20 protein-coding genes are annotated in these 21514 nt (G+C 64.9%); 11 read left to right on the top strand and 9 right to left on the bottom strand.

From position 1 onward, the window contains the following. Positions 1–87 precede the first annotated feature (87 nt). On the bottom strand, positions 88–936 hold the full coding sequence (locus I6F33_RS19130; RefSeq protein ID WP_225143726.1) for a VOC family protein: 849 nt from the start codon (positions 934–936) through the stop codon (positions 88–90). Positions 937–1148: 212 nt separating this feature from the next. On the opposite strand from I6F33_RS19130, the gene I6F33_RS19125 reads away from it, so the two are divergent. Together I6F33_RS19125 and I6F33_RS19120 are read left to right on the top strand one after the other, a co-directional pair. After that, the gene (locus I6F33_RS19125) at positions 1149–2042 is read left to right on the top strand and encodes a sugar kinase (protein WP_057027031.1); all 894 of its coding nucleotides are present in this window, start codon (positions 1149–1151) and stop codon (positions 2040–2042) included. A 6-nt stretch (positions 2043–2048) separates the two neighbouring features. After that, the gene (locus tag I6F33_RS19120) at positions 2049–2957 is read left to right on the top strand and encodes a ribokinase (protein WP_225143725.1); all 909 of its coding nucleotides are present in this window, start codon (positions 2049–2051) and stop codon (positions 2955–2957) included. A gap of 4 nt (positions 2958–2961) precedes the next feature. Here the strand turns inward: I6F33_RS19120 and I6F33_RS19115 are convergent, their stop codons facing one another. After that, positions 2962–4179, bottom strand: a complete 1218-nt coding sequence (locus tag I6F33_RS19115) for an NAD(P)/FAD-dependent oxidoreductase (RefSeq protein WP_225143724.1) — start codon at positions 4177–4179, stop codon at positions 2962–2964. 226 nt (positions 4180–4405) lie between these two features. Between I6F33_RS19115 and I6F33_RS19110 the strand changes: the two genes are divergently transcribed. Further along, positions 4406–5200, top strand: coding sequence for an enoyl-CoA hydratase/isomerase family protein (locus I6F33_RS19110; protein WP_057027029.1), 795 nt, complete (start codon positions 4406–4408; stop codon positions 5198–5200). Positions 5201–5212: 12 nt separating this feature from the next. Here I6F33_RS19110 and I6F33_RS19105 read toward each other — a convergent pair whose 3' ends face one another. Then, positions 5213–6925, bottom strand: coding sequence for an IlvD/Edd family dehydratase (locus tag I6F33_RS19105; protein WP_225127401.1), 1713 nt, complete (start codon positions 6923–6925; stop codon positions 5213–5215). A 365-nt stretch (positions 6926–7290) separates the two neighbouring features. Between I6F33_RS19105 and I6F33_RS19100 the strand changes: the two genes are divergently transcribed. After that, on the top strand, positions 7291–8262 hold the full coding sequence (locus I6F33_RS19100) for a hypothetical protein (RefSeq protein ID WP_225127403.1): 972 nt from the start codon (positions 7291–7293) through the stop codon (positions 8260–8262). Positions 8263–8277: 15 nt separating this feature from the next. Here I6F33_RS19100 and I6F33_RS19095 read toward each other — a convergent pair whose 3' ends face one another. Continuing rightward, positions 8278–9210: a LysR family transcriptional regulator gene (locus I6F33_RS19095; protein WP_225127405.1), complete on the bottom strand. Its 933-nt coding sequence runs from the start codon at positions 9208–9210 to the stop codon at positions 8278–8280. Between the two features lie 105 nt (positions 9211–9315). Here I6F33_RS19095 and I6F33_RS19090 point away from each other — a divergent pair, with 105 nt between their 5' ends. The 4 genes from I6F33_RS19090 (at position 9316) to I6F33_RS19075 (ending at position 11762) form a co-directional block, all read left to right on the top strand. Further along, positions 9316–10128, top strand: a complete 813-nt coding sequence (locus I6F33_RS19090) for an SDR family oxidoreductase (RefSeq protein ID WP_036004628.1) — start codon at positions 9316–9318, stop codon at positions 10126–10128. Between the two features lie 30 nt (positions 10129–10158). Beyond that, positions 10159–10692: a YkgB family protein gene (locus I6F33_RS19085; RefSeq protein ID WP_225127406.1), complete on the top strand. Its 534-nt coding sequence runs from the start codon at positions 10159–10161 to the stop codon at positions 10690–10692. A gap of 162 nt (positions 10693–10854) precedes the next feature. After that, the gene (locus tag I6F33_RS19080) at positions 10855–11307 is read left to right on the top strand and encodes a carboxymuconolactone decarboxylase family protein (protein WP_036025851.1); all 453 of its coding nucleotides are present in this window, start codon (positions 10855–10857) and stop codon (positions 11305–11307) included. 44 nt (positions 11308–11351) lie between these two features. Continuing rightward, entirely contained in the window at positions 11352–11762 is a 411-nt protein-coding gene (locus I6F33_RS19075) for a cupin domain-containing protein (RefSeq protein ID WP_109144534.1), read from the top strand. A 7-nt stretch (positions 11763–11769) separates the two neighbouring features. Here the strand turns inward: I6F33_RS19075 and I6F33_RS19070 are convergent, their stop codons facing one another. Beyond that, positions 11770–12594 carry an NAD(P)-dependent oxidoreductase gene (locus I6F33_RS19070; RefSeq protein ID WP_225127407.1) on the bottom strand — a complete coding sequence of 275 codons (825 nt, stop codon included), beginning with the start codon at positions 12592–12594 and terminating at the stop codon, positions 11770–11772. 90 nt (positions 12595–12684) lie between these two features. On the opposite strand from I6F33_RS19070, the gene I6F33_RS19065 reads away from it, so the two are divergent. After that, on the top strand, positions 12685–13662 hold the full coding sequence (locus I6F33_RS19065) for an SMP-30/gluconolactonase/LRE family protein (protein ID WP_225143723.1): 978 nt from the start codon (positions 12685–12687) through the stop codon (positions 13660–13662). A 35-nt stretch (positions 13663–13697) separates the two neighbouring features. On the opposite strand, the gene bla is transcribed toward I6F33_RS19065, so the two are convergent. The 3 genes from bla to I6F33_RS19050 form a co-directional block, all read right to left on the bottom strand. Further along, on the bottom strand, positions 13698–14588 hold the full coding sequence (bla, locus tag I6F33_RS19060; protein ID WP_225143722.1) for a subclass B3 metallo-beta-lactamase: 891 nt from the start codon (positions 14586–14588) through the stop codon (positions 13698–13700). Between the two features lie 123 nt (positions 14589–14711). Continuing rightward, on the bottom strand, positions 14712–16142 hold the full coding sequence (locus tag I6F33_RS19055) for an aldehyde dehydrogenase family protein (protein ID WP_225143721.1): 1431 nt from the start codon (positions 16140–16142) through the stop codon (positions 14712–14714). A 267-nt stretch (positions 16143–16409) separates the two neighbouring features. Beyond that, positions 16410–18773 carry a transketolase gene (locus tag I6F33_RS19050; protein ID WP_225143720.1) on the bottom strand — a complete coding sequence of 788 codons (2364 nt, stop codon included), beginning with the start codon at positions 18771–18773 and terminating at the stop codon, positions 16410–16412. 131 nt (positions 18774–18904) lie between these two features. Here I6F33_RS19050 and I6F33_RS19045 point away from each other — a divergent pair, with 131 nt between their 5' ends. Both I6F33_RS19045 and ppk2 read left to right on the top strand, forming a co-directional pair. Continuing rightward, positions 18905–19366, top strand: a complete 462-nt coding sequence (locus I6F33_RS19045) for an Lrp/AsnC family transcriptional regulator (RefSeq protein WP_027571162.1) — start codon at positions 18905–18907, stop codon at positions 19364–19366. Positions 19367–19457: 91 nt separating this feature from the next. Continuing rightward, positions 19458–20378: a polyphosphate kinase 2 gene (ppk2, locus tag I6F33_RS19040; protein WP_036037707.1), complete on the top strand. Its 921-nt coding sequence runs from the start codon at positions 19458–19460 to the stop codon at positions 20376–20378. A 5-nt stretch (positions 20379–20383) separates the two neighbouring features. On the opposite strand, the gene I6F33_RS19035 is transcribed toward ppk2, so the two are convergent. Further along, complete coding sequence (locus I6F33_RS19035) at positions 20384–21463, bottom strand: zinc-binding dehydrogenase (RefSeq protein ID WP_225143719.1); 1080 nt, start codon at positions 21461–21463, stop codon at positions 20384–20386. Between the last annotated feature and the right edge of the window lie 51 nt (positions 21464–21514).

Genomic DNA, 21514 nt, shown 5'->3' with positions numbered 1-21514 from the left:
GCGCGAGCCCGGAATCCATTGGGCGGCAGAGTCAGCCGCGAAATGGATTCCGGGTTCGATGCTACGCATCGCCCCGGAATGACAGAATCACTCCACCGGCCTCGGCGAACGCTCCAGCAGCACGGTCTGGATTCCGCAGGTGCCGTTGCGCACGGTCATGATGCGCGTCCCCGGCTTGCGGCCGGTGCGGACCTCCGAGACGTCGAGTCCGCTCGCGATCAGGCGGGCGCGGGTGGCGTCGATGTCGCCGACCCGCCAGCTCAGGCCCCAGAGCCGGTCATGCGCGGCATCGCCGCCCGCGACCGGGCGGCGCACCACCTCGACGATGACGTCGCCGCAGCGGAAGAACATCAGCTGGCCCCAGTCCTGGTGCGAGCGGTCGAGCGCGAGATCAAGGCCGAGCCGGGCGCCGTAGAGCGCGGCGGCGCGCTCGGAATCCTCCGTGGTGACGACGACGTGGTCGAGCCCCTCGATCGGCGCGATGTCGGTCACGGCGGACTTCGGACGCTCGTCGGCCAGCTCCAGGAAGAACATGCGCACGCCGCGCGTCAGCTCGGTGGCGGCCCGCGTGCGCTTCCAGTGCAGCACGGCGTCGGTGGCGGTGTCGCTGCTCTCGACCTCGGCGACCGTATCAGGCCTCAGGGCCACCCGCTCCAGCCGCCGGTGCATCTTGCCGATGTCGGCGACACGAAAGCACAGGCTGGCGAGCATGCCTTCCTGGTCGCCGAGCAGTGCGCGCATGCGGTCGGCGGTGACGCTGAAGCCGTGAGGGGCCATCAGCTCGACGGTCATGTTGTCGAGGGTGAACAGCACCCGGTCGGCGCCCTCGCCCGAGTTCTGCCAGGCCGGCGCGCGGGCGAGCAGCGTCTGATAGGCCGCCTTGGCCGCACCGATATCGCCTACGAGAACGACGATGTGATCGAGGCCGGTGATCATTCTGCACCCTTTTTGTGGACGGGGAACCCCGGGAGCGAAAGACGGCGTTTGTCCGGGCTTGGCATAGGCCAGTGATGGTCGTATTCCCGGACCATGCTGACCTCAAGCGCTTCGGACGGCAGTTTTGCGAATAATTTCAGCGTCCCTCCGGAGCGGAACCGGTGCTAGAGTAATCTCGCCGGCCGGGACCACAAGCGCATCACGGACAAGCAATGCAGGCTCTCTTCATCGGACAGACCTATATCGACGTCGTCTTCATCACCGACCACATGCCGACCGGCGACGAGAAGCACGTGGCGCGTGACTACGCGGTCTCCTTCGGCGGCAATGCGGTGACGGCGGCGTTCTGCTGCGCCAAGCTCGGCATCGTGCCGGACCTGATCGCGACCGCAGCCAATGACTGGCTGGGGCGCATGTTCCAGGACATGTGCGCGAAGTACGGCATCTCGCTGCATGGGCGCAAGGTCAACCAGTCCTCGCTCTCCTTCATCATGCCCAAGGACGGCAAGCGCGCCATCGTCCGCTGCCGCGACGACGAGCACATCCACCCCTTTCCGATGCTCAATCTCGGCGGCTGCCGCGCGCTGCATGTCGACGGCCACCAGCCGGATGCCGCCATCCACTACGCCAAGGTGTGCCGCGAGGCCGGCATCCTGACCTCGCTCGACGGCGGCGGCCTGCGCACCAACACCCATGAGCTGCTGGAATTCATCGACGTCGCCATCGTCGCCGAGCGCCTGTGCGAGCAGATGGATCTGACGCCGGAGAAGATGCTCGACTATCTCAAGAGCCGCGGCTGCAAGATCGGCGGCGTCACCATGGGCGAGAAGGGCCTGTTCTGGTACGACGAAACCGGGACGGTGCAGGTGATGCCGGCGATGCCGATCCCGCGCGAGCGCGTGATCGACACCAACGGCGCCGGCGACGTCTTCCACGGCGCCTATGTCTATTCCTACCTCGCCCATCCCGGCAAAAGCTGGCGCGAGCATTTCGACTTTGCCCGCGCCGCCTCGACCTACAAGATCCAGCGCCTCGGCAACGAGGCCGGCTTGCCGACGCTGGTCGACATCGCCAAGGTCAGGCACGAGTTCGAGGTCAGGGTCTAGAAAGAGATGGGGCGGGTCTTCGTTGCCGGCAGCATCAACATGGATGTGGTGGCCACGGCCGATCGCCATCCGCGCGTCGGCGAGACCGTCGCCGGCCGCCAGGTCCTGTATTTCCCAGGCGGCAAGGGCGCGAACCAGGCGGTCGCGGCCTCGCGGTTAGGGGCGCGGACCACGCTGATCGGGCGGCTGGGCAGGGATTCGTTGGGCGCCGAGCTGAAGGCCTTTCTCGGCGACCAGGGCATCGACCTCGGCTATGTCGTGGAGACGGCCGAGGCGCACACCGGGACGGCCATCATCACGGTGGCCGAGGCCGACAACACCATCGTCGTCGTTCCCGGAGCGAACGGGCTGGTCGGCGCTGATGACGTCAAGGTCGTGCCGCTGCTGAAGGGCGACGTCGCCGTCAGCCAGTTCGAGATTCCGCTGCCGACGATCGCTGCCTTCTTCCACCGCGCCCGCGCGGCGGGGGCAGTGACCGTGCTGAACCCGGCGCCGGCGCAGAAGATGCCGGGCGAGCTGCTGGCGCTGGTCGACATCCTCGTGCTGAACGAAACCGAGCTCGGCTTCCTCGCCGGCGTTGAGCTCTCCGAGAGCGACGCGGCCGGCCGCATCATCGATGTCGCGCGAAAACTTCAGGCGCGCGAGGACCAGACCATCTGCGTCACGCTCGGCAAGCGCGGCGTGCTCGCGCTCGCCGGGCACGAGGAGATCTCGGTGGCCGGCCGTGTGGTGAAGGCACTCGACACCACCGGCGCCGGCGACTGCTTCGTCGGCGCGCTCGCCGCGCAACTCGCTGATGGCGCGCCCTTGCGTGAGGCGCTGACGTTCGCCAATGCCGCCGCCTCGATCAGCGTGCAGCGCATGGGCGCCGGACCGTCGATGCCGACGGGGGCGGAAGTGGCGGCGATACTGTAGAGGCCTATCCCAGCGCGCTCTTGAGGTCGAAGCTCTCGTCCGCGGCCTGCTCCGGCGTGATGGAGCGGTCCATAGCCTGCAATCTCCGGCCGAACATGTGATCGCCGGCGCGGTTGATGGATTCGATTCCGAGCAGCTTGTCGCCGTGATAGCAGAACGCCGAGAATGCCTTCTTGGCGGGATCGCCGCGCAGCACGACGCGGTCGTAGCCGGTCGTCAGCCCCGCGATCTGGAGCTTGTCGTCGCCCTGATCGCTCCAGAACCAGGGATGGCTGTCGTACGGTTTCTTATCCCCGGTCAGCTTTGCTGCGAGGCAGCGGGCCTGATCGGTGGCGTTCTGCACCGATTCCAGCCGCAGCGATCCGCCGAAGCGCGGGCTTGCGAACAGCGCGCAATCGCCAATGGCCGAAATGTTGGGATCAGCCGTCGACAGATATTCATCGACGATGATGCCGGCGGCGACCGGCAGCCCTGCCTCGGCCGCGAGTTCGATGTTCGGCAGCACGCCGACGCCGACCACGACGAGGTCGGCCGGCAGATGCCGCCCGTCGCTCAAGGACACGCCGGTGACCTTGCCGGCCTCGGCTTCGATCGAGGTCGCCTGCACACCGAGATGGATACGGATGCCGGCCTCGCGGTGGCGCGCCTGAAAATATTCGGAGACCTCCGCCGTCACCGCCCGCGCCATCACACGCGGGGCGAGCTCGAGCACGTCGACCTCGAGGCCCTTGATGCGGGCGGTCGCGGCGAATTCGAGGCCGATGAAGCCGGCGCCGATGATCACGGCGCGCGTCTTCGACGGCATGATCGCGCGCAGCGCCTCGCTGTCATCGAGAATGCGCAGATATTTCACGTCGGGCAGATTGGCATTGGGCAGATCGAGCAGGCGATTGCGCGCGCCGGTCGCCAGCACGAGGTGCCAATAGTCCAGCGTCTCGCCGGATGCGAGATGCACCTTACGCGCGGCGCGGTCGATCGAGGCGGCGCGGCCGGCGATCAGCTCGATGCTCTGGTCCTGGTAAAACTTCTCAGGCCTGAACATCAGGCTCTCCGGGCCCGCGGAGCCCTTGATGTAGGCCTTGGACAGCGGCGGCCGCTGATAGGGCAGATGCGGCTCGTCATTGATCAGGCAGATGCGCTCGGCAAAGCCGGCCTGGCGCAGCGATGCCGCGATCTGGTAGCCGCCATGGCCGGCACCGACGATGATCACCGGGCCAGTCATCGGACAGCCCATTTCCGGAAGACACGAGCGTGACCCATGCCGCCTCCTCTCTCGCTGATTTTGCTTGCTGGCCTTGCGAGGAGCCGGCGCTCGTGTCCGTCCCTTGGCGAAAGCGGCTCCATTTGAGCCTATCGTTCCGCCCGGCGCAAGAGCGGTGGTTCGGGGATTGTCACCCCTGCCCTTCTGCGATTTAGTTCGAGCCTCGACCTCCTGCCGGAGAATCCAGATGACCGCTCCCGTCTCAAAGCCCGACGATCCCGCCCTGCTCAAGGTCGACGGCCCGATCGCGACCATCACGCTGAACCGCCCTGCCGCATTCAACGCGATCGATCTTGCGATTGCCCAGAAGCTCGAGCAGCTCGCAACCTATATCGAAGGCGCCGACGACATCCGCGTCGTGGTGCTCGAAGGCGAAGGCCGCGCGTTCTGCGCCGGCGGCGACCTGCAGACGATCGGGGCCGCCGCCGAAGCCGGCACGGTGACGCCCGTCGTCGGCGAGCTATTGAAGCACTATCACGCCTTCATCGAGATCATCAGGCGCATGCCGAAGATCTCGCTGTCGAGCGTGCACGGCTCGGCCGCCGGCGCCGGCATGGGCCTCGCCTTCGTCACCGATCTCTGCATCGCCGCTGACGATGCCAAGTTCACGCCGGCCTATGCCAAGATCGGGGTGTCGCCGGACGGCGGCTCGACGGTCGGCATCGTCGGCACGGTCGGCTCCCGCCGGGCGCTGCAGATCTTTCTCGCCGAGGATAATTTTACCGCGCAGCAGGCCTATGAATGGGGCTTGGTTGCCAAGACCGTCCCCGCGGCCGAGTTGAAGACCGCGACGCGAAAACTTGCCGAGCGTCTCGCGCAGAACCCGCCGGCTTCGATCGCCGGCACCAAGCAGCTGGTCTATCAGGCGGCGACCACGCCGGTGAAGCAGCAGCTCGATGCCGAGGAGCACAAGATCATCATGGCGATGAACACGGAAGCGTTCCGCACCGCCGTGAAGAAGTTCACGAGCAAGGGGAAGTAGCGAGGCGGTGGCTCAGCCCTTCGCGGGGCCATTCCTCTGCATGAAGTCGAAATCGCAGCCCTCGTCGGCCTGCAGGATGGTCTCGTTGAACAGCCAGGCGTAGCCGCGCCGCGCCTCTTCCGGCGCGGCCACCGGCTTCAACGCAGCGCGGCGCCGCTCCAGCTCGGCGGCGTCAACCAAGAGCTCGATGCTGCGCTTGGCCACATCAAGGCGGATCATGTCGCCGTTCTCAACCAGCGCCAGCGGCCCGCCGACGGCGGATTCCGGGGTGATGTGCAGCACGATGGTGCCGAACGCGGTGCCGCTCATGCGCGCATCCGAGATGCGCACCATGTCCTTGATGCCGCCGCGCGCGAGCTTCTTCGGGATCGGCAGATAACCGGCTTCCGGCATGCCCGGCGCGCCCTTCGGGCCGGCGTTGCGCAGCACCAGCACGTCGTCGGCGTTGACGTCGAGATCGGGATCGTCGACCCGCAAGGTCATGTCCTCGACGGATTCGAACACGACGGCGCGCCCGGTGTGCTGCAGCAGCTTCGGGCTGGCGGCGGATTGCTTGATGACCGCGCCGCGCGGGGCGAGATTGCCGTGCAGGATGGCGAGGCCGCCCTCCTTCTTGATCGGATTATCACGCGGACGAATCGCATCCTGGCCTGGCACGTCCTCCGCATTCGCCGCGATCTCCCGCAACGTCTGGCCGCTGATGGTCTTGGCATCGAGGTCGACGAGATCGCCGAGCTGCGCCAGCAGCTTCGGCACGCCACCAGCGTGGTGGAAGTGCTCCATATAATGCTCGCCGGACGGCTTGAGATCGACCAGCACCGGCACCTCGCGACCGATCTGGTCGAACGCTGCGAGATCGAGCCGGTGCGGCGAGCGATGCGCCATCGCGGTCAGATGGATCAAGCCGTTGGTCGAGCCGCCGATCGCCTGCAGCACGACTTGCGCGTTCTTGAACGAGGCCGGCGTCAACACGTCGCTCGGCTTCGGGCCCTTGGCCTTGGCCATCTCCGCGGCAACCTTGCCGCTGGCCTCGGCGAGACGGAAACGCTCGGCATGCGGCGCGGGAATCGTCGCGCTCATCGGCAGCGACAGGCCCATCGCCTCGATCATGCAGGCCATGGTCGAGGCCGTGCCCATCACCATGCAGGTGCCGACCGATGGCGCCAGCCGGCCGTTCACCGCCTCGATCTCGGCATCGTCCATGTCGCCGGCGCGATATTTCGCCCAGAGGCGGCGGCAATCGGTGCAGGCCCCCAGCACCTCGCCCTTGTGATGACCGACCACCATGGGACCGACGGGGATGACCACGGTCGGCAGATCGGCGCTGATCGCGGCCATCACCTGCGCCGGCAGCGTCTTGTCGCAGCCGCCGATCACGATCACCGCATCCATCGGCTGGGCGCGGATCATCTCCTCGGTGTCCATCGCCATCAGATTGCGCAGGTACATCGAGGTCGGATGCGCAAAGCTCTCCGCGATCGAGATGGTCGGGAACACGAAGGGCATCGCGCCCGACAGCATCACGCCGCGCTTGGCGGCTTCGATGATGTCAGGGACGTTGCCGTGGCAGGGATTGTAGTCGCTATAGGTGTTGGTGATGCCGACGATCGGGCGCTCCAGCGCGTCGTCAGAATAGCCCATGGCCTTGATGAACGCCTTGCGCAGGAACAGCGAGAAACCGGCATCGCCATAGCTCGTCAGACCCTTGCGCAAGCCACTCGTCATCAGGGCGCTCCCTTCAGCTTTTGTCGTGGTGGTAAGGCCAGCGCCCTGATTGTCAATAACTCGACTTGCAGGCCTGACGCTTGGTTTCTGGCACTCCTGAGCACCGCGCGGCATTGCCGCACGGGACGGCGCCGAACGCGCAGGGAATCTCCCGTTTCCAGCCTCTCCAGCGTGGATCGGACCCGACCCGCCGCCCAGCCGAAGTGAATTCCATTGAACGCAACTAAGAATGATTAGCAAGTAGTTGCACGGCCGGCCATTCTGTGGAATTGTTCTTGCGAATGACTTGCAATCGCAGGGGCTTCGCGTGAACCAAGCTCCTTGCGTCGATCAGTGTCCTTGGTTCGCGCGGGTTGGTGGATGTCGTGCTGAGAAAGTTGAGCTTGCGGGGCGCAATAACGGCCGCAATTGTCGTCGCCGGTCATCTGGCGAGTTGCGTCTCCGCCTCTGCCGACGACGGTCCACGCGGCCTCGCCTATGCCTGGCCCGGCTCAGCACCGGCCCCCGGCGTCAGCAAGCTGACGGGAGGTTTGCCGTCGGCTCATTCGGAAATCGACACCGAGCACATCTTCGGTTTCAGCATGGGCTCCGACATCGGCAAGCCCGGCGAAATGGAGATCGAGTTCGAGAATGTCGGCGCATTCGGCAAGCGCTCCGGCACTTACGCAGCCTGGGCCAATCTCAATCAGGTCAAATACACGGTCTCGGACAACTTCCGGATAGCACCCGGATTCGCACTGACCGGACATCACATCAATGGCGTTCCGGGATTTGCCGATCATCGCGACGTCGCTTTCGGCGGGGTGGCGCTCGAACTGCGCTACAAGCTGCTCGATCGTACCGTCGCGCCCTTTGGGCTGACCCTCCATGCGCAGCCCGGCTGGAGCCGGATCGACGACGGCAGCGGCATGCACATCGCGCAATATGGCGCAGAGTTTGCCGCGCTGTTCGATCGCGAGCTGGTGAAGGACAGGTTGTTCGCCGCCTTCAACGTCTGGTACGGGACCGGCGGAACCCGCGAGACCCTGACCAATCTTTGGCGACACGATTCCGAGATGCAGCTCCAGGCCGCGATCTCCTACGCAGTGAATCCCGACCTCCTCTTCGGCCTCGGCGTACGCTACGCGCGGGCCTATGACGGCGGCGGCCTCGACCGCTTTTTGGGAGACGCCGTCTTTGCTGGCCCAACCTTCTCCTACAACATCTCGAAGGAGGTCGGCATCTCCGGCACCTGGCAGATGCAGGTTGCCGGCCAGGCGATCGGCGACGTTCGCAGCCTCAACCTCGATCAGTTCGAGCGGCACCAGGCGCTGTTGCGGCTCAACCTGCATTTCTGATGTGCGGGCCCGCAGTTACGCCCGCGGCCTCCGCGGCGCAACGTTTCCGGGACTGTCGGCCAAGCGCGCCCTCAGGCGCAGCCCTGCGAAGTCGAGAAACGCTCGCAGCTTCGCCGGCATGAAGCGGTTGGGCGAGTAGACGAAGCTGACCGGCTGCGGCGGCGGTTGAAAGTCCTGCAGGACCGCAACGAGCTCTCCAGACCTCAGCGCATCCGACGCCAGATAGGAGAACACGACGGTGATCCCGATGCCTGCGCGCGCGGCATCGATGGCCGATTCCAGATTGCTCGCAATGAAGCGCGACCGCACCGGCACTGCATACTCGGTCTGCCCTCGTTTGAATCTCCACGTGCCCGGCGATTGAAGCGGAGGATAGCTGATGCAGTCGTGGGCGGAGACATCATCGGGAGCCTTCGGCGTTCCCCGCAGCTTCAGATAGGACGGGCTGGCGCAGGCGACGCGGTGAATTTCCCCAACGCGCACGGCGATCAGGCCGCTGTCGGCGAGATCGCCGACACGAAGCGCGACGTCAATGTTCTCGTCCAGAAGGTTGAGCGTCCGGTCCTGCAAGATGAGCTGAACATCCACCTCCGGAAATGCCGCAAGAAACTCGGCAAGGATCGGCTGCAAGCATAGCCGACCGAGCGCGACCAGCGTCGTGATGCTGAGATCACCACGCGGCGTGGTGTATTCGCCGGAGGCAACGCGCTCGGCTTCGGTGAGATCGGCGAGAATTCGCTTGGCCGCGGCGATGTAGGAGCGACCGGCGTCCGTTGGGACGAGCGCGCGGCTCGAGCGATGAAACAGCTTGGTCTGGAGGTGCTCCTCGAGCTCCGAAACCTTCCGGCTCACCGTTGCCAACGGCATTTTCTGACGGCGCGCGGCGGCGGACAGGCTGCCCGCCTCCGCCACCGCCAGGACCACCGACATGCTTTCGAGACGATCCATGGGACACTTCCATATTCTGGAAGGAAAGATCCCGATTTTGCCAGATACCCACCATTTCCGGAAGTGCCTATTCCTTCCCGCACCCAAACCGAAGGAGAGACGAAAATGACCCAGACCAGAACAGGCACTGCCCTCATCACCGGAGCTTCGACCGGAATCGGCGCGATCTACGCCGATCGCCTGGCGAAGCGCGGCCACGACCTCATCCTCGTTGCGCGCAACAGGCAGCGGCTCGCATCGCTCGCGCGCAGGCTCGGCAACGAAACTGGCCGCAAGGTGGAAACGGTGGAAGCCGATCTCACATCCCCTGCCGACCTCCGCCGCGTCGAGCAACTCATCAGAACCAACGGCGACATTTCGGTGCTGGTCAACAACGCCGGCGTCGGCGCCTCGGCCCCGCTGATCGATTCCGACATCGACAAGATGGAAGACATGATCCGTCTCAACGTCGGTGCACTGACGCGCCTGACCTACGCAGCGGTGCCCGGATTCATCGCCCGCGGCCACGGCACGATCATCAACATCGCTTCCATCGTCGCGATCGCGCCGGAGCTGCTCAACGGCGTCTACGGCGGCTCGAAAGCTTTCGTGCTCGCATTCACCCAGTCACTCGTTCACGAGCTCGCCGGGAAGGGCATCCGCATTCAGGCCGTGCTGCCGGGCGCCACTGCGACGGAGTTTTGGGACATCGCGGGCACGCCGGTTCACCAGCTTCCGGCAGAGATCGTCATGTCGGCCGACGACCTGGTCGACGCCGCCCTCGCCGGTCTCGACCTCGGCGAAGTCGTGACGATCCCGGCGCTGGCCGACAAGTCGGAGTGGGATCGCCACGAGAGCGCGCGGCTTGCCATGACGAACAAGCTCTCGAGCACTATTCCCGCCCCTCGCTACAACCTGCACACGCACGTGAATGCGTGAGCGAACAACCGGCATCAAACGGAGATCACCATGTCACGCATCATCAGCCAATCGTCCACCTTATCCATCGCCCTGCGCCGCACGATCAGTTGGCGCGAACAGTCTGAACGCCTGCTCGCTTACGCCGAACCGATCAGCCGGATCGGTCTCTACGCCTCGCTCGCAATCATCTACGGCTGGTTCGGCGGGATGAAATTCACCGACTACGAAGCACAGGGACTCGTACCCCTGGTCGAGAACAGTCCGCTGCTGCGATGGTTCTACACGCTGTTCTCGGTGCGCGGCTTCTCGACCTTTCTCGGCTTCGTCGAACTCAGCATCGGGCTCCTGATCGCGCTCCGCCTGTCCAGCCCGATCTACTCCGCGGCCGGCGGCCTGTTGTCGGCCGGGCTGTTCGTCACCACGCTGAGCTTCATGATCTCGACGCCCGGCGTCGTCGTGCCGGAGCTCGGGGTCCCCGCGATCACGGTCGCTCCGGGTCAGTTCCTGCTGAAGGACGTCGGCCTGCTCGCCGCTTCCTTCTGGGTGTTCACGGACTCGCTGAAGGCCGTCATCCGCAGGTGAGAGCTCAGCCACAGCGCAATAGCCGAACTCGAACAGGAGCCCCGCCATGAAAATACGATTCAACCTCGGCGGGGCTCGCGCTGCTCGCGGTGTTCGCCATCGATAGCAGCGAGAAGGATCCGACCACCGCCATCCAGCAGAATCACCGCCAAGGAGAGAAACATGAGTAAGCGTCTCGACTACAACCAGATCGCGCCGGCAGGCATCAAGGCGCTCGGGGGCGTCTACGGATACGTCCTGCAGAGCCGGCTTTCCGCCACGCTGATCGAGCTGGTTTATCTGCGGATCTCTCAGATCAACAATTGCGCCTACTGCCTGGACATGCACACCCGCGACCTGCTCAACAAGGGAGAAAAGGTCGAGAAGATCGCGCTGCTGCAGGCATGGCGCGAGGCCGGAAATCTCTTCGACGAACGCGAACGGGCTGCCCTGGCCTGGGCGGAAACGGTGACGCGGGTCGCCGAGACCGGCGTGCCCGACGAGGCATACCAGGCCGCACGCGCTGTGTTCGAAGAACGTGAGCTCGTGGACCTCACGATCGCGATCAGCCTGATGAACGCCTACAACCGCATGGCCATCAGCTTTCGCGCAATGCCGGCGGCTGCCGCCGGTTGATGCGCTCACCGACAACATCCTGCACAATCCGAAAGGACATTCACATGACGAAACGTGGAACCGTGGTTGCGGCGGCGCTGATCGCCGCAATCAGCCTGGCTTCACTCTCGGCACGATCCGAAGAGCCACGACTGGGCGACATCAAGCGCACACATCTCATGAAGGAAGCGCTGAGTGCGCCCGGGCGCGAGGTCATCCAGGTTCGCGTCGACTTTCCTCCGGGCGTCGTTGCCGTCAGGCACAGTCACCCGGGCGAAGAGCTCGTCTATCTGATCGAAGGCGAGCTGGAATATCGGCTCGACGGTAGAGAGCCCGTGATCCTGAAGGCCGGCGACGTGCTGCTCATTCCTCACGGAGTGCATCACGCCGTGAAGAATGTCGGCAGCGGCAACGCCGCGGAGCTTGCGACCTACATTGTCGAGACCGGCAAGCCGCTGTTGACGCTCGGCCGGTGAACGATCTCTACCGCTTATTCCAGTCGATCACACGATCCGGATCAGCGTCGAACTCCATGCTGCAGAACGTGCCGCCCTGGAAATAGTCGCCGACCGGGTCCGGCTTCAGCTTGGCCTGCTCGGCCATGGCGTGCTCACGGAAATCTTCGGCGCGGCCGGTGGGGCGATAGCCGAATTCGTAGGCGCGGTGGTTGTCCCACCAGGCGCGCTCGTTGAAAGAGGCGCCGTAGAATATCTCGAAATGGATGTCGGGATGCTCGAGCCCGATGCGGCAGAGCTGCACGAGATCGTCCGGCTTGAGCCAGATCGAGAGCCGGCGCTTGTCCAGCGGCATGTCGCCGAAATTGCCGATGCGAAGGCACGTCACCTTCATCCCATGCTTGTCGGCGTAGAGCGCGCCGACGGCCTCGCCGAACACCTTGCTGACGCCATAGCGACTGTCGGGCCGCGCAGTGACGTCGGTGCCGATCTTGTGATGGCGCGGATAGAAGCCGACGGCGTGGTTCGACGAGGCGAACACCACGCGCTTGACGCCTTTGCGGTACGCCGCCTCGAACAGATTGTAGCCGCCGATGATGTTGGCCTGGAGGATCTGATCCCAGGTGCCTTCGACCGAATAACCGCCGAAATGGAGAATGCCGTCGACGCCCTCGCAGATCGCCTCGCATTGCGCGAGATCGGCAAGGTCCGCGGCCTTGAATTTTTCATCGGGGCCGAGATCGGCCGGCGGCTTGATATCGGACAGAAGGAGATCCGGGTAGATCGGCGGCAACAGCTTCCGCAGGCTGGTGCCGATTCCGCCCGAAGCTCCCGTCATCAAAATACGCGCCATGTCGTCCCTCGCCGTTGGTGATCGAATTTGCGGTCACGTGTCTCTAATGATAGCAGGATTGTCCAGAGGGAACGAAACGAGAGAACCGGCATGAATGAGGCATCGTCCCACACGGAGGAACGGCCAGGCTGGCGGCCGGCGACCTATTACCCCGATCCCGCGATCAAAGCGCTCGATCCCCGCTTCGAAAAATACTGGCTGAAGCTTTCGGCGGTGGAGCGGCTGGCGACCGGCCTGCGCTGGGCCGAGGGGCCGGTGTGGTTCGGCGATGGGCGTTATCTCCTGTGCAGCGACATCCCGAACCAGCGCATCCTCAAGTGGGAGGAAGAGACCGGTGCGGTCAGCGTGTTCCGCAAGCCCTCGAATTTTGCCAACGGCAACACGCGCGACCGGCAAGGCCGGCTGATCACCTGCGAGCACGGCGGCCGGCGCGTGGTGCGCACCGAGTATGACGGCAGCATCACCGTGCTGATGGATCAATTCAACGGCAAGCGGTTGAACTCGCCGAACGATGTCGTTGTCAAATCGGACGGCTCCATCTGGTTCACCGATCCGACCTTCGGCCTGCTCGGCAATTACGAGGGCTACAAGGCCGAGCCCGAGATCGAGCCCAACGTCTATCGGCTTGATCCCGATACCGGCAAGGCGACCATCGTCGCCGAAGGCGTGCTCGGACCGAACGGCCTGTGCTTCTCACCGGACGAGAAGATCCTCTATGTCGTGGAATCGCGAGGCGTGCCCAACCGCAAGATCCTCGCTTACGACGTTTCGCCCGAGGGCACCACGATCTCGAACAAGCGCGTCCATATCGATGCCGGGCCGGGCACGCCCGACGGCATGCGCTGCGACATCGACGGCAATCTCTGGTGCGGCTGGGGCATGGGCGATCCCGAGCTCGACGGCGTGGTGGTGTTCGCACCCGACGGCGTCCTGATCGGCCGCATCGCCCTGCCCGAGCGCTGCGCCAACCTCTGCTTCGGCGGCGTCAAGCGCAACCGCCTGTTCATGGCCGCGAGCCAGTCGATCTACGCGCTTTACGTGAACACGCAAGGTGCTGTGGGGGGATAGGTTTTACATACAGCGCGCCCAACCACCGACCGCCTCTACCCCTTCTTCTCCTGTACCGCCGCGGTCTGCTTGACGAGCGCCTCTTCGAACGCCTTTTCCAGCGATGCCGCATAGACCTTGAACTCGCCCGGGTCGACGAACGGATTGGGTCCGCCGCCGGCGAGCTTGGCGCGCTTCTCGGCCATCTTGTACATCTCGGGATGAGGAGCCAGCAGGATGTCGACCTTCATGTCCTTGGCACGCGCAAAGGTCTTGCGATAGTCGTCAACGATGCCGGCATAGGTCGGCCTGCCGACAAGCCGGTTCAGCGCGACGGTGCCGCTGCAGAAGATCAACACCGAGCGTGTTGCATCGCCATCCTTCACCGAGAATGCCCAGCTGGTGCAGCCCGGCGAATGGCCGGGCGTCTCGCGCGCCGTTAGCGTGACGCTGCCGACCGCGACGGTCTCGCCCTCACGCACCGCGCGGTCGACTTTCACCGGCGGAAAGTCGAGCGCCTTCTCCTCCTGCGCACCCGGATAATAGCCGCCTTCGAGCAACGGCTTGTCGGCCTCGCCCGCGACCATCTGCGCGCCGCTCGCCCGCTTCAACTCGGCGAAGCCGCCGGTGTGGTCGATATGGGCGTGGGTGTTGATGAGATACTTGATGTCGCTGATGTTGAAGCCGAGCTTCTCGATGCTCGTCCTGATCTGCGACGTCGATTCCGGCATCACGGTATCGACCAGAATATGTCCCTGTGGCGATGTGATCAGGTAGGACGCGAGGCCGTTGGTGCCGACATAGTAGACGTTGTCGATGATCTTGAACGGCTCGGTCGGTTCGTTCCATTTCGCCCTGAGCGTGTTGAGCAGATCCTTCACCGTCTGGGCCTGCGCAGCGCCTGACAGCGCCAGCAGCGCAACGAATGCGATGATCAGTTTTCTCACGTTCCGTCCCTTTGCTTTTCTTGATTTGACGGGCTGTTGTGGCCGTAAAGCGGCTGGTCTCACAGCAAAGATGCCGGCTTCCCTGGAAGCCGGCATCCCCTCGCGGCGCAAGCGCCGTATCAACTACGCCGCGTTGAAGCCGGCGACCGCCTTCACTTCGAGGAAGTCCTCGAGGCCGTACTTGCCCCATTCGCGGCCGTTGCCGGACTGCTTGTAGCCGCCGAACGGCGCGGTGCGGTCGTTGGGCACGCCCTGCAGGTTGACGTTGCCGGCGCGGATCTGGCGGCCGACGCGCTTGGCGTCCTCGACCGTCGGGCCGGTGACGTAACCGGCGAGGCCATAGGGCGTATCATTGGCGATCTTGACCGCGTCGGCCTCGTCCTTGGCGCCGATGATGGTCAGCACCGGCCCGAAGATCTCTTCGCGCGCGATCGTCATGTCAGGCGTGACGTCGGCGAAGATGGTCGGGCGGACATAGAAGCCCTTGTTGACGCCTTCGGGCAGGCCAGGACCGCCGGCAACGAGCGTTGCGCCCTCGTCGATGCCCTTCTTGATCAGGCCCTGGATCTTGTCCCACTGGCCGCGATTGACGACCGGGCCGATGGTGGTGCCTTCGGCGCGGGGATCACCGGCCTTGGTCTTGTCGGCGACGGCCTTCGCGATCGCGGCGACTTCCTTCATCTTCGACAGCGGCACGATCATGCGCGAGGGCGCGTTGCAGGACTGGCCGGAATTGTTGAACATGTGCATCACGCCGCCGGTCACCGCCTTCGTGAGGTCGGCGCCTTCGAGGATGACGTTCGGCGACTTGCCGCCGAGCTCCTGGCTGACGCGCTTCACGGTGGGCGCGGCGCGCTTCGCGACGTCGATGCCGGCGCGGGTCGAGCCGGTGAAGGAGATCATGTCGATATCAGGGTGCTCGCTCATGGCGGCGCCGACCTCGGGCCCGAGGCCGTTGACGAGGTTGAACACGCCCTTGGGCACGCCGGCTTCATGGAGGATCTCCGCGAAGATCAGCGCCGAGGTCGGCGTGAACTCGCTGGGCTTCAGGATCATGGTGCAACCGGCGGCGAGCGCGGGCGCGACCTTGCAGGCGATCTGGTTCAGCGGCCAGTTCCAGGGCGTGATCATGCCGACCACGCCGATCGGCTCGCGCAGCACCATGGCGGTGCCGACCGGCTCCTCGAAATGATAGTTCTTGAGCACATCCAGCGTGGTCATGAGATGGCCGAGGCCGGCGCCGGCCTGCAGCTTCTCCGCCATCGGCAGCGGTGCGCCCATCTCGTCGGAGACGGCGGCGCCGATCTCCTTGAGGCGGCCCTTGTAGACCTCGATGACCTTCGACAGCAGCGCGACGCGCTCCTCGCGGCTGGTCTGGGAGAAGGTTTCGAAGGCGCGCTTGGCGGCGGCGACCGCCTTGTCGACATCGGCCTTGGAGCCGAGCGCAACCTCGTACATCGCCTCTTCCGTCGCCGGATTGATCACGGCGGTGGACTTCTTGACGGCGGGATCGACCCAGGCGCCGTCGATGTAGAATTGCATGCGATTGACCATCGTTAACCTCTTCTTGGGGGCTTGGAGGGGGCGTTTCGGCAGGCATCCTTGCACGAAAGCGCCGGCAATTGAACCCGCCATATGCGGGGCCAGCGTTGCGGCGAGCGGAGGTTATATGAGCCGATGGCGGGAACGTGGCAAGGTGGCCCCGCTGTCATTCCGGGGCGCGGCAAAGCCGCGAGCCCGGAATCCATACTCCCGATCGTGGTTATGGATTCCGGGCTCGACGCTCCGCGTCGCCCCGGAATGACGAGGCAGTTACCTCCGCTACACCGCCATCTTCCGATGCAGCACCGGCGCGCCGGTGGTGAGGCTTTCGGCCGCATCGATGATGGCGTTGGCGTCGATGCCATAGTGCCGATAAAGGTCCGCGATGCTGCCGGTCTGGCCGAACTGCTCGACACCGAGCGCCTCGGCGCGATGGCCACGGACGCTGCCGAGCCAGCCGAGCGCAGACGGATGGCCGTCAATCACGGTCACGATGCCGCAGTCGCGCGGCAGCGGCGCGAGCAGCTTTTCGATGTGGCCGAGATGCTGCACGCCGCGGCGGTCGCGCCGCAATTTCCGCGCCGCGGTCCACCCCGCATGGAGGCGATCGGCCGAGGTGATCGCGAGCAGGCCGACGTCACGGCGGCTCTCGCCGATGAAGCCGGTTGCCTCGATCGCCTCGGGCGCGACCGCGCCGGTATAGGCGATCACGACCTCGGCATTCGGCCCCGGCTTGCGCAGCCAATAGGCGCCGTCGGTGATGCCCTGTCGCAGCTCCGGTGTCATGATCCGCTGCGCCTGCTCGATGGCGCGTGTGGAGAGGCGCAAATAGACCGAACCGCCCTCGCCCGGCTCGCGCTGCATGTGCTCGAAGCCGAAAGCCATGATCACGGCGAGCTCGTCGACGAAGGCCGGCTCGAACGAGGCCAGGCCGTCCTGCGCCATGCCGATCAAGGGCGTTGCGATCGACTGATGCGCGCCGCCTTCGGGCGCGAGCGTGATGCCGGACGGCGTCGCCGCCACCATGAAGCGCGCGTCCTGGTAGCAGGCGTAGTTCAGCGCATCGAGGCCGCGCTCGATGAAGGGATCGTAGAGCGTGCCGACCGGCAAGAGCCGCTCGCCGTTGATCTGGTGCGACAGGCCGAGCGCCGAGAGCATGATGAACAGGTTCATCTCGGCGATGCCGAGCTCCAGATGCTGGCCCTTTGGCGAAGCGTCCCAATTGTAGGTCGAGGGAATTTTCTCGCTGCGGAACAAGTCCGCCTTCTCGGCCCGCGCGAACAGGCCGCGGCGGTTGACCCAGGGGCCGAGATTGGTGGAGACGGTGACGTCCGGCGAGGTCGTGACGATGCGCCTGGCGAGCTCGCTGTCGCTGCGCGCGATCTCGTTCAGCACGAGGCCAAAGCCCTGCTGGGTCGACATCTGCGGCGACGGCTTGAAGGCGAGCTGTTGCGGCACCTCGACGACGGGCGCCGTGAGCCGGCGGCCATCCTGATTGAACGGCACCCGCGCGAGGAAGGCCTCGAGCTCGGCCGCATCCTGCGGCAGCCCTTCGAACTTGTCCCATTCGTGGCCCGGCCGGATGTTCTGGCTGTCGCGATATTTCTCCATCTGCGCGACCGTCATCAGGCCGGCGTGATTGTCCTTGTGGCCCTGGAAAGGCAAGCCGACGCCCTTGATCGTGTAGGCGATGAAGCAGACGGGGCGGTCGTGGTCGATGGAATCGAACGCCTCCAGCACGCTCGCCATGTCGTGGCCGCCAAGGTTCGACATCAGCGCCAGCAGCTCCTCGTCGCTGCGCTTGTCGATCAGTTTTGTGATCGGGCCCTGGTCGCCGATTTCGTCATGGAGGTGCTTGCGGAAGGCCGCGCCGCCCTGGAAGCACAGCGCCGCGTAGAGCGCATTCGGGCAATTGTCGATCCACGTCTTCAGCGCCTCGCCGCCGGGCTCGGCGAAGGCGTCGCGCATCAGGCGGCCGTATTTCACGATGACGACGTCCCAGCCGAAATTGCGGAACATGGTCTCGAACTTTTCCCAAAGACCTTCGCGCACGACGGCATCGAGCGACTGCCTGTTGTAGTCGACCACCCACCAGGTGTTGCGCAGGCCGTGCTTCCAGCCCTCCGCGAGCGCCTCGAAGATGTTGCCTTCGTCCATCTCGGCGTCGCCGACGAGCGCGATCATCCGCCCCTCGCGGCGATCCTTCATCCAGCCATGCGCCTTGACGTAGTCCTGCACAAGCGATGAGAACAGCGTCTGCGCGACGCCGAGGCCGACCGAGCCGGTGGAGAAATCGACGTCGTCGACGTCCTTGGTGCGCGAGGGATAGGACTGCGCGCCCTTGAAGCCGCGAAAATTCTCCAGCTTCTCGCGGCTCTGCCGGCCGAACAGATATTGGATGGCGTGGAACACCGGGCTCGCATGCGGCTTCACCGCGACGCGATCCTCAGGGCGCAGCACGTGGAAGTACAGCGCGGACATGATGGTGGCGAGCGAGGCGGACGAGGCCTGGTGGCCGCCGACCTTGAGGCCATCCGCATTGGAGCGGATGTGGTTGGCGTGGTGGATGGTCCAGGACGACAGCCACAGCGCCTTGCGGCTGAGGGCGGTCAGGATGTCGAGACGGGCGGGGTCAACGGGCATGGCGATGCTCCGGGAAATATGCTCCGATCATACGCCTGCGCGGTGCGTCAAACTTCTCAATTTTTCGCGCCATCCCCGCCGATATTGGGATACTTTACCAACGTAGCGGACAAAATGCAGGTTTCATCCCAATGCCCGAGCTCGACGCCATCGACCGCAAGATCCTCAGCCACCTTCAGAACGACAGCAGGCTGACCATGCAGGAGCTCGCCGACAAGGTCGGGCTCTCGGTCTCGCCCTGCCATCGCCGGGTCAAGCTCCTGGAGGAGCGCGGCGTCATCTCGCGCTATGTCGCGACCGTCGACCAGAAGGCGCTGGGACTGCATGTCAGCGTGTTCATCTCGATCAAGTTGGCACGGCAGAAGGAGGAGGATCTCAACCGCTTTGCCCGCGCCATCTCGAAATGGGACGAGGTGCTGGAATGCTATCTGATGACCGGGAACCGCGATTATCTGCTCCGCGTCGTCGCCGCCGACCTCGCCTCCTACGAGACGTTCCTGAAGACCAAGCTGACCCGGCTTGACGGCATTGCCTCGATCGAGTCCAGCTTTGCGCTCAGCCAGGTGAAATATTCGATCGCGCTGCCGGTGTGACCAAGCGTCCGCCGGATTGCATGTTGTCACATGGGCGCAACAAACCCCGCCGATGGTCGTTGTGCTGGTATCCGAGCCGAGAGAAGAGCCCATGACCGCAGCCGATCGCAAATCCGAGATCTCCAAGCGCGAGCGCATCATCCAGGAAATGGCCGACGATCTCGACGAGGAACTTGAGATGGAGCTGGATGATGCCCGTCTCGACGAGCTCCTCGACGAGACCGGAACGCTGAAACCGACGGTCGATCGCAGGCTCTATTTCCGGGAACTGCTTCGCCTCCAGGGCGAGTTGATCAAGCTCCAGGACTGGGTGCAGAGCGAGAGGAAGAAGGTCGTGGTGCTGTTCGAGGGCCGCGACGCCGCCGGCAAGGGCGGCGTGATCAAGCGCATCACGCAACGGCTCAATCCGCGTATCTGCCGCGTCGCGGCGCTCCCCGCGCCGAACGAGCGCGAGCGTACGCAATGGTATTTCCAGCGCTACGTCGCGCACCTGCCGGCCGGCGGCGAGATCGTGCTATTCGACCGAAGCTGGTACAACCGCGCCGGCGTCGAGCGCGTGATGGGCTTCTGCTCGGAGGCGGAGTACCAGGAGTTCTTCAAGACCGTGCCGGAATTCGAGCGGATGCTGATCCGATCCGGCATCATCCTCGTCAAGTACTGGTTTTCGATTACCGACGACGAGCAGCAATTCCGATTCACCATGCGCATCAAGGATCCCCTGAAGCAGTGGAAGCTGAGCCCGATGGACGTCGAGTCCCGCAGTCGCTGGGAGGCGTACACCAAGGCCAAAGAGACGATGCTGGAGCACACGCATCTGCCGGATAGCCCGTGGTGGATCGTCGATGCCGTGGACAAGAAGCGCGCCCGGCTCAACTGCATCGCACACCTATTGACTCAGATCCCGTACCAGGAGGTCGTGCGGGCTCCGGTGACGCTGCCGCCGCGCGTGCGACATCCCGACTATCAGCGAGGCCCGGTCCCGCCAGAGATGTACGTGCCGGCGAAATATTGACACTCCTAACGCCACGGCTGCACGATGATCTTGGTGTGGGCTTCTGGGTTGGCGAGATCGGCGAAGGCCTTTGCGACGCCGTCGAGGCCGACTTCGGCGGTGACCATCGCGGCCGCGTCCACCTGCCCTTCGGCGATCAGGCGCAGCGACGCAGCAAACTCCTCCGGGGTGTAGCCGAGCACGTATTGGACGTTGAGCTCCTTCATGATGCCGAGCATGGGCTCGCTTCTGTCGCTCTCCATGCAGACGCCGACTACGACGATGCGCGCATCGCGCGGGGCACCCTCGAACACCTGTTGCAACAGGCCGGGCACGCCGACGCATTCGAAGATGATCGCGGGCTTCAGCGCGGGCAGCATGGCCTGGAACGGCGGCCGCGCCGCCTTCTCAGCCTCCGACATCTGCGCGTGCTCAGCCCAGGTCGCGTAAGGCTGCGACGTGCGGGGATCGACGACGATGTCGGCACCGAGCTTTGCGGCGAGCGCGCGCCGCGCCGGCGAATAGTCGGCCGCGACGATCGGATGCAGCCGTTTGAGCTTCAGCGCGGCGATCACCGCGAGTCCGACCGGGCCGCAGCCGATCACGAGCGGCACCTCGCCGCCACGGATATTGGCTTTGGCGACGGCATGAACGCCGACGGCGAGCGGCTCGGTCAGCGCGGCATGCTCCGGCGCGAGGCCGTTGGGTACTTCGAGCAGCAGCGCTTCGCTCAGCAGCATCGCCTCGGCATAGCCACCGACATTGTCGTTGGAATAGCCGATCCCTTCGATGCCCTGCGGCGTCACCAGCACCGGCAGCGAGCAGACCTGGGTTCCCGGCTTCAGCTTGCGTGATGTGCCGGGGCCGTAATCGACGATCTCGCAGCAGAACTCGTGGCCGAACACGACGTCACGGCTGAGGTCCATCGGCTTGCGCCCGGTCTTCCGCGCCATCTCCACCATACGATGGGCGTGCTGGCGCGCGTGCAGATCGGAGCCGCAGATGCCGCAGGCGAGCGTCTTGACCAGAACCTGGCCGGGGCCCGGCGCTGGCTCGGCCATCCGACCTACGACGATTTCACCGTTCCTGAAAATCGCGGCGCGCATCCGGCTCCTCCCCTTTGGAGCGAGTGATAGCACGAAGCAGGACGTGCAAAC

This window comes from Bradyrhizobium sp. BRP20 (assembly GCF_020194215.1).
Lineage (GTDB): Bacteria > Pseudomonadota > Alphaproteobacteria > Rhizobiales > Xanthobacteraceae > Bradyrhizobium > Bradyrhizobium yuanmingense.
Note: the sequence above shows the minus strand (reverse complement) of the source record. Positions and strands in the feature narration are given on the sequence as shown.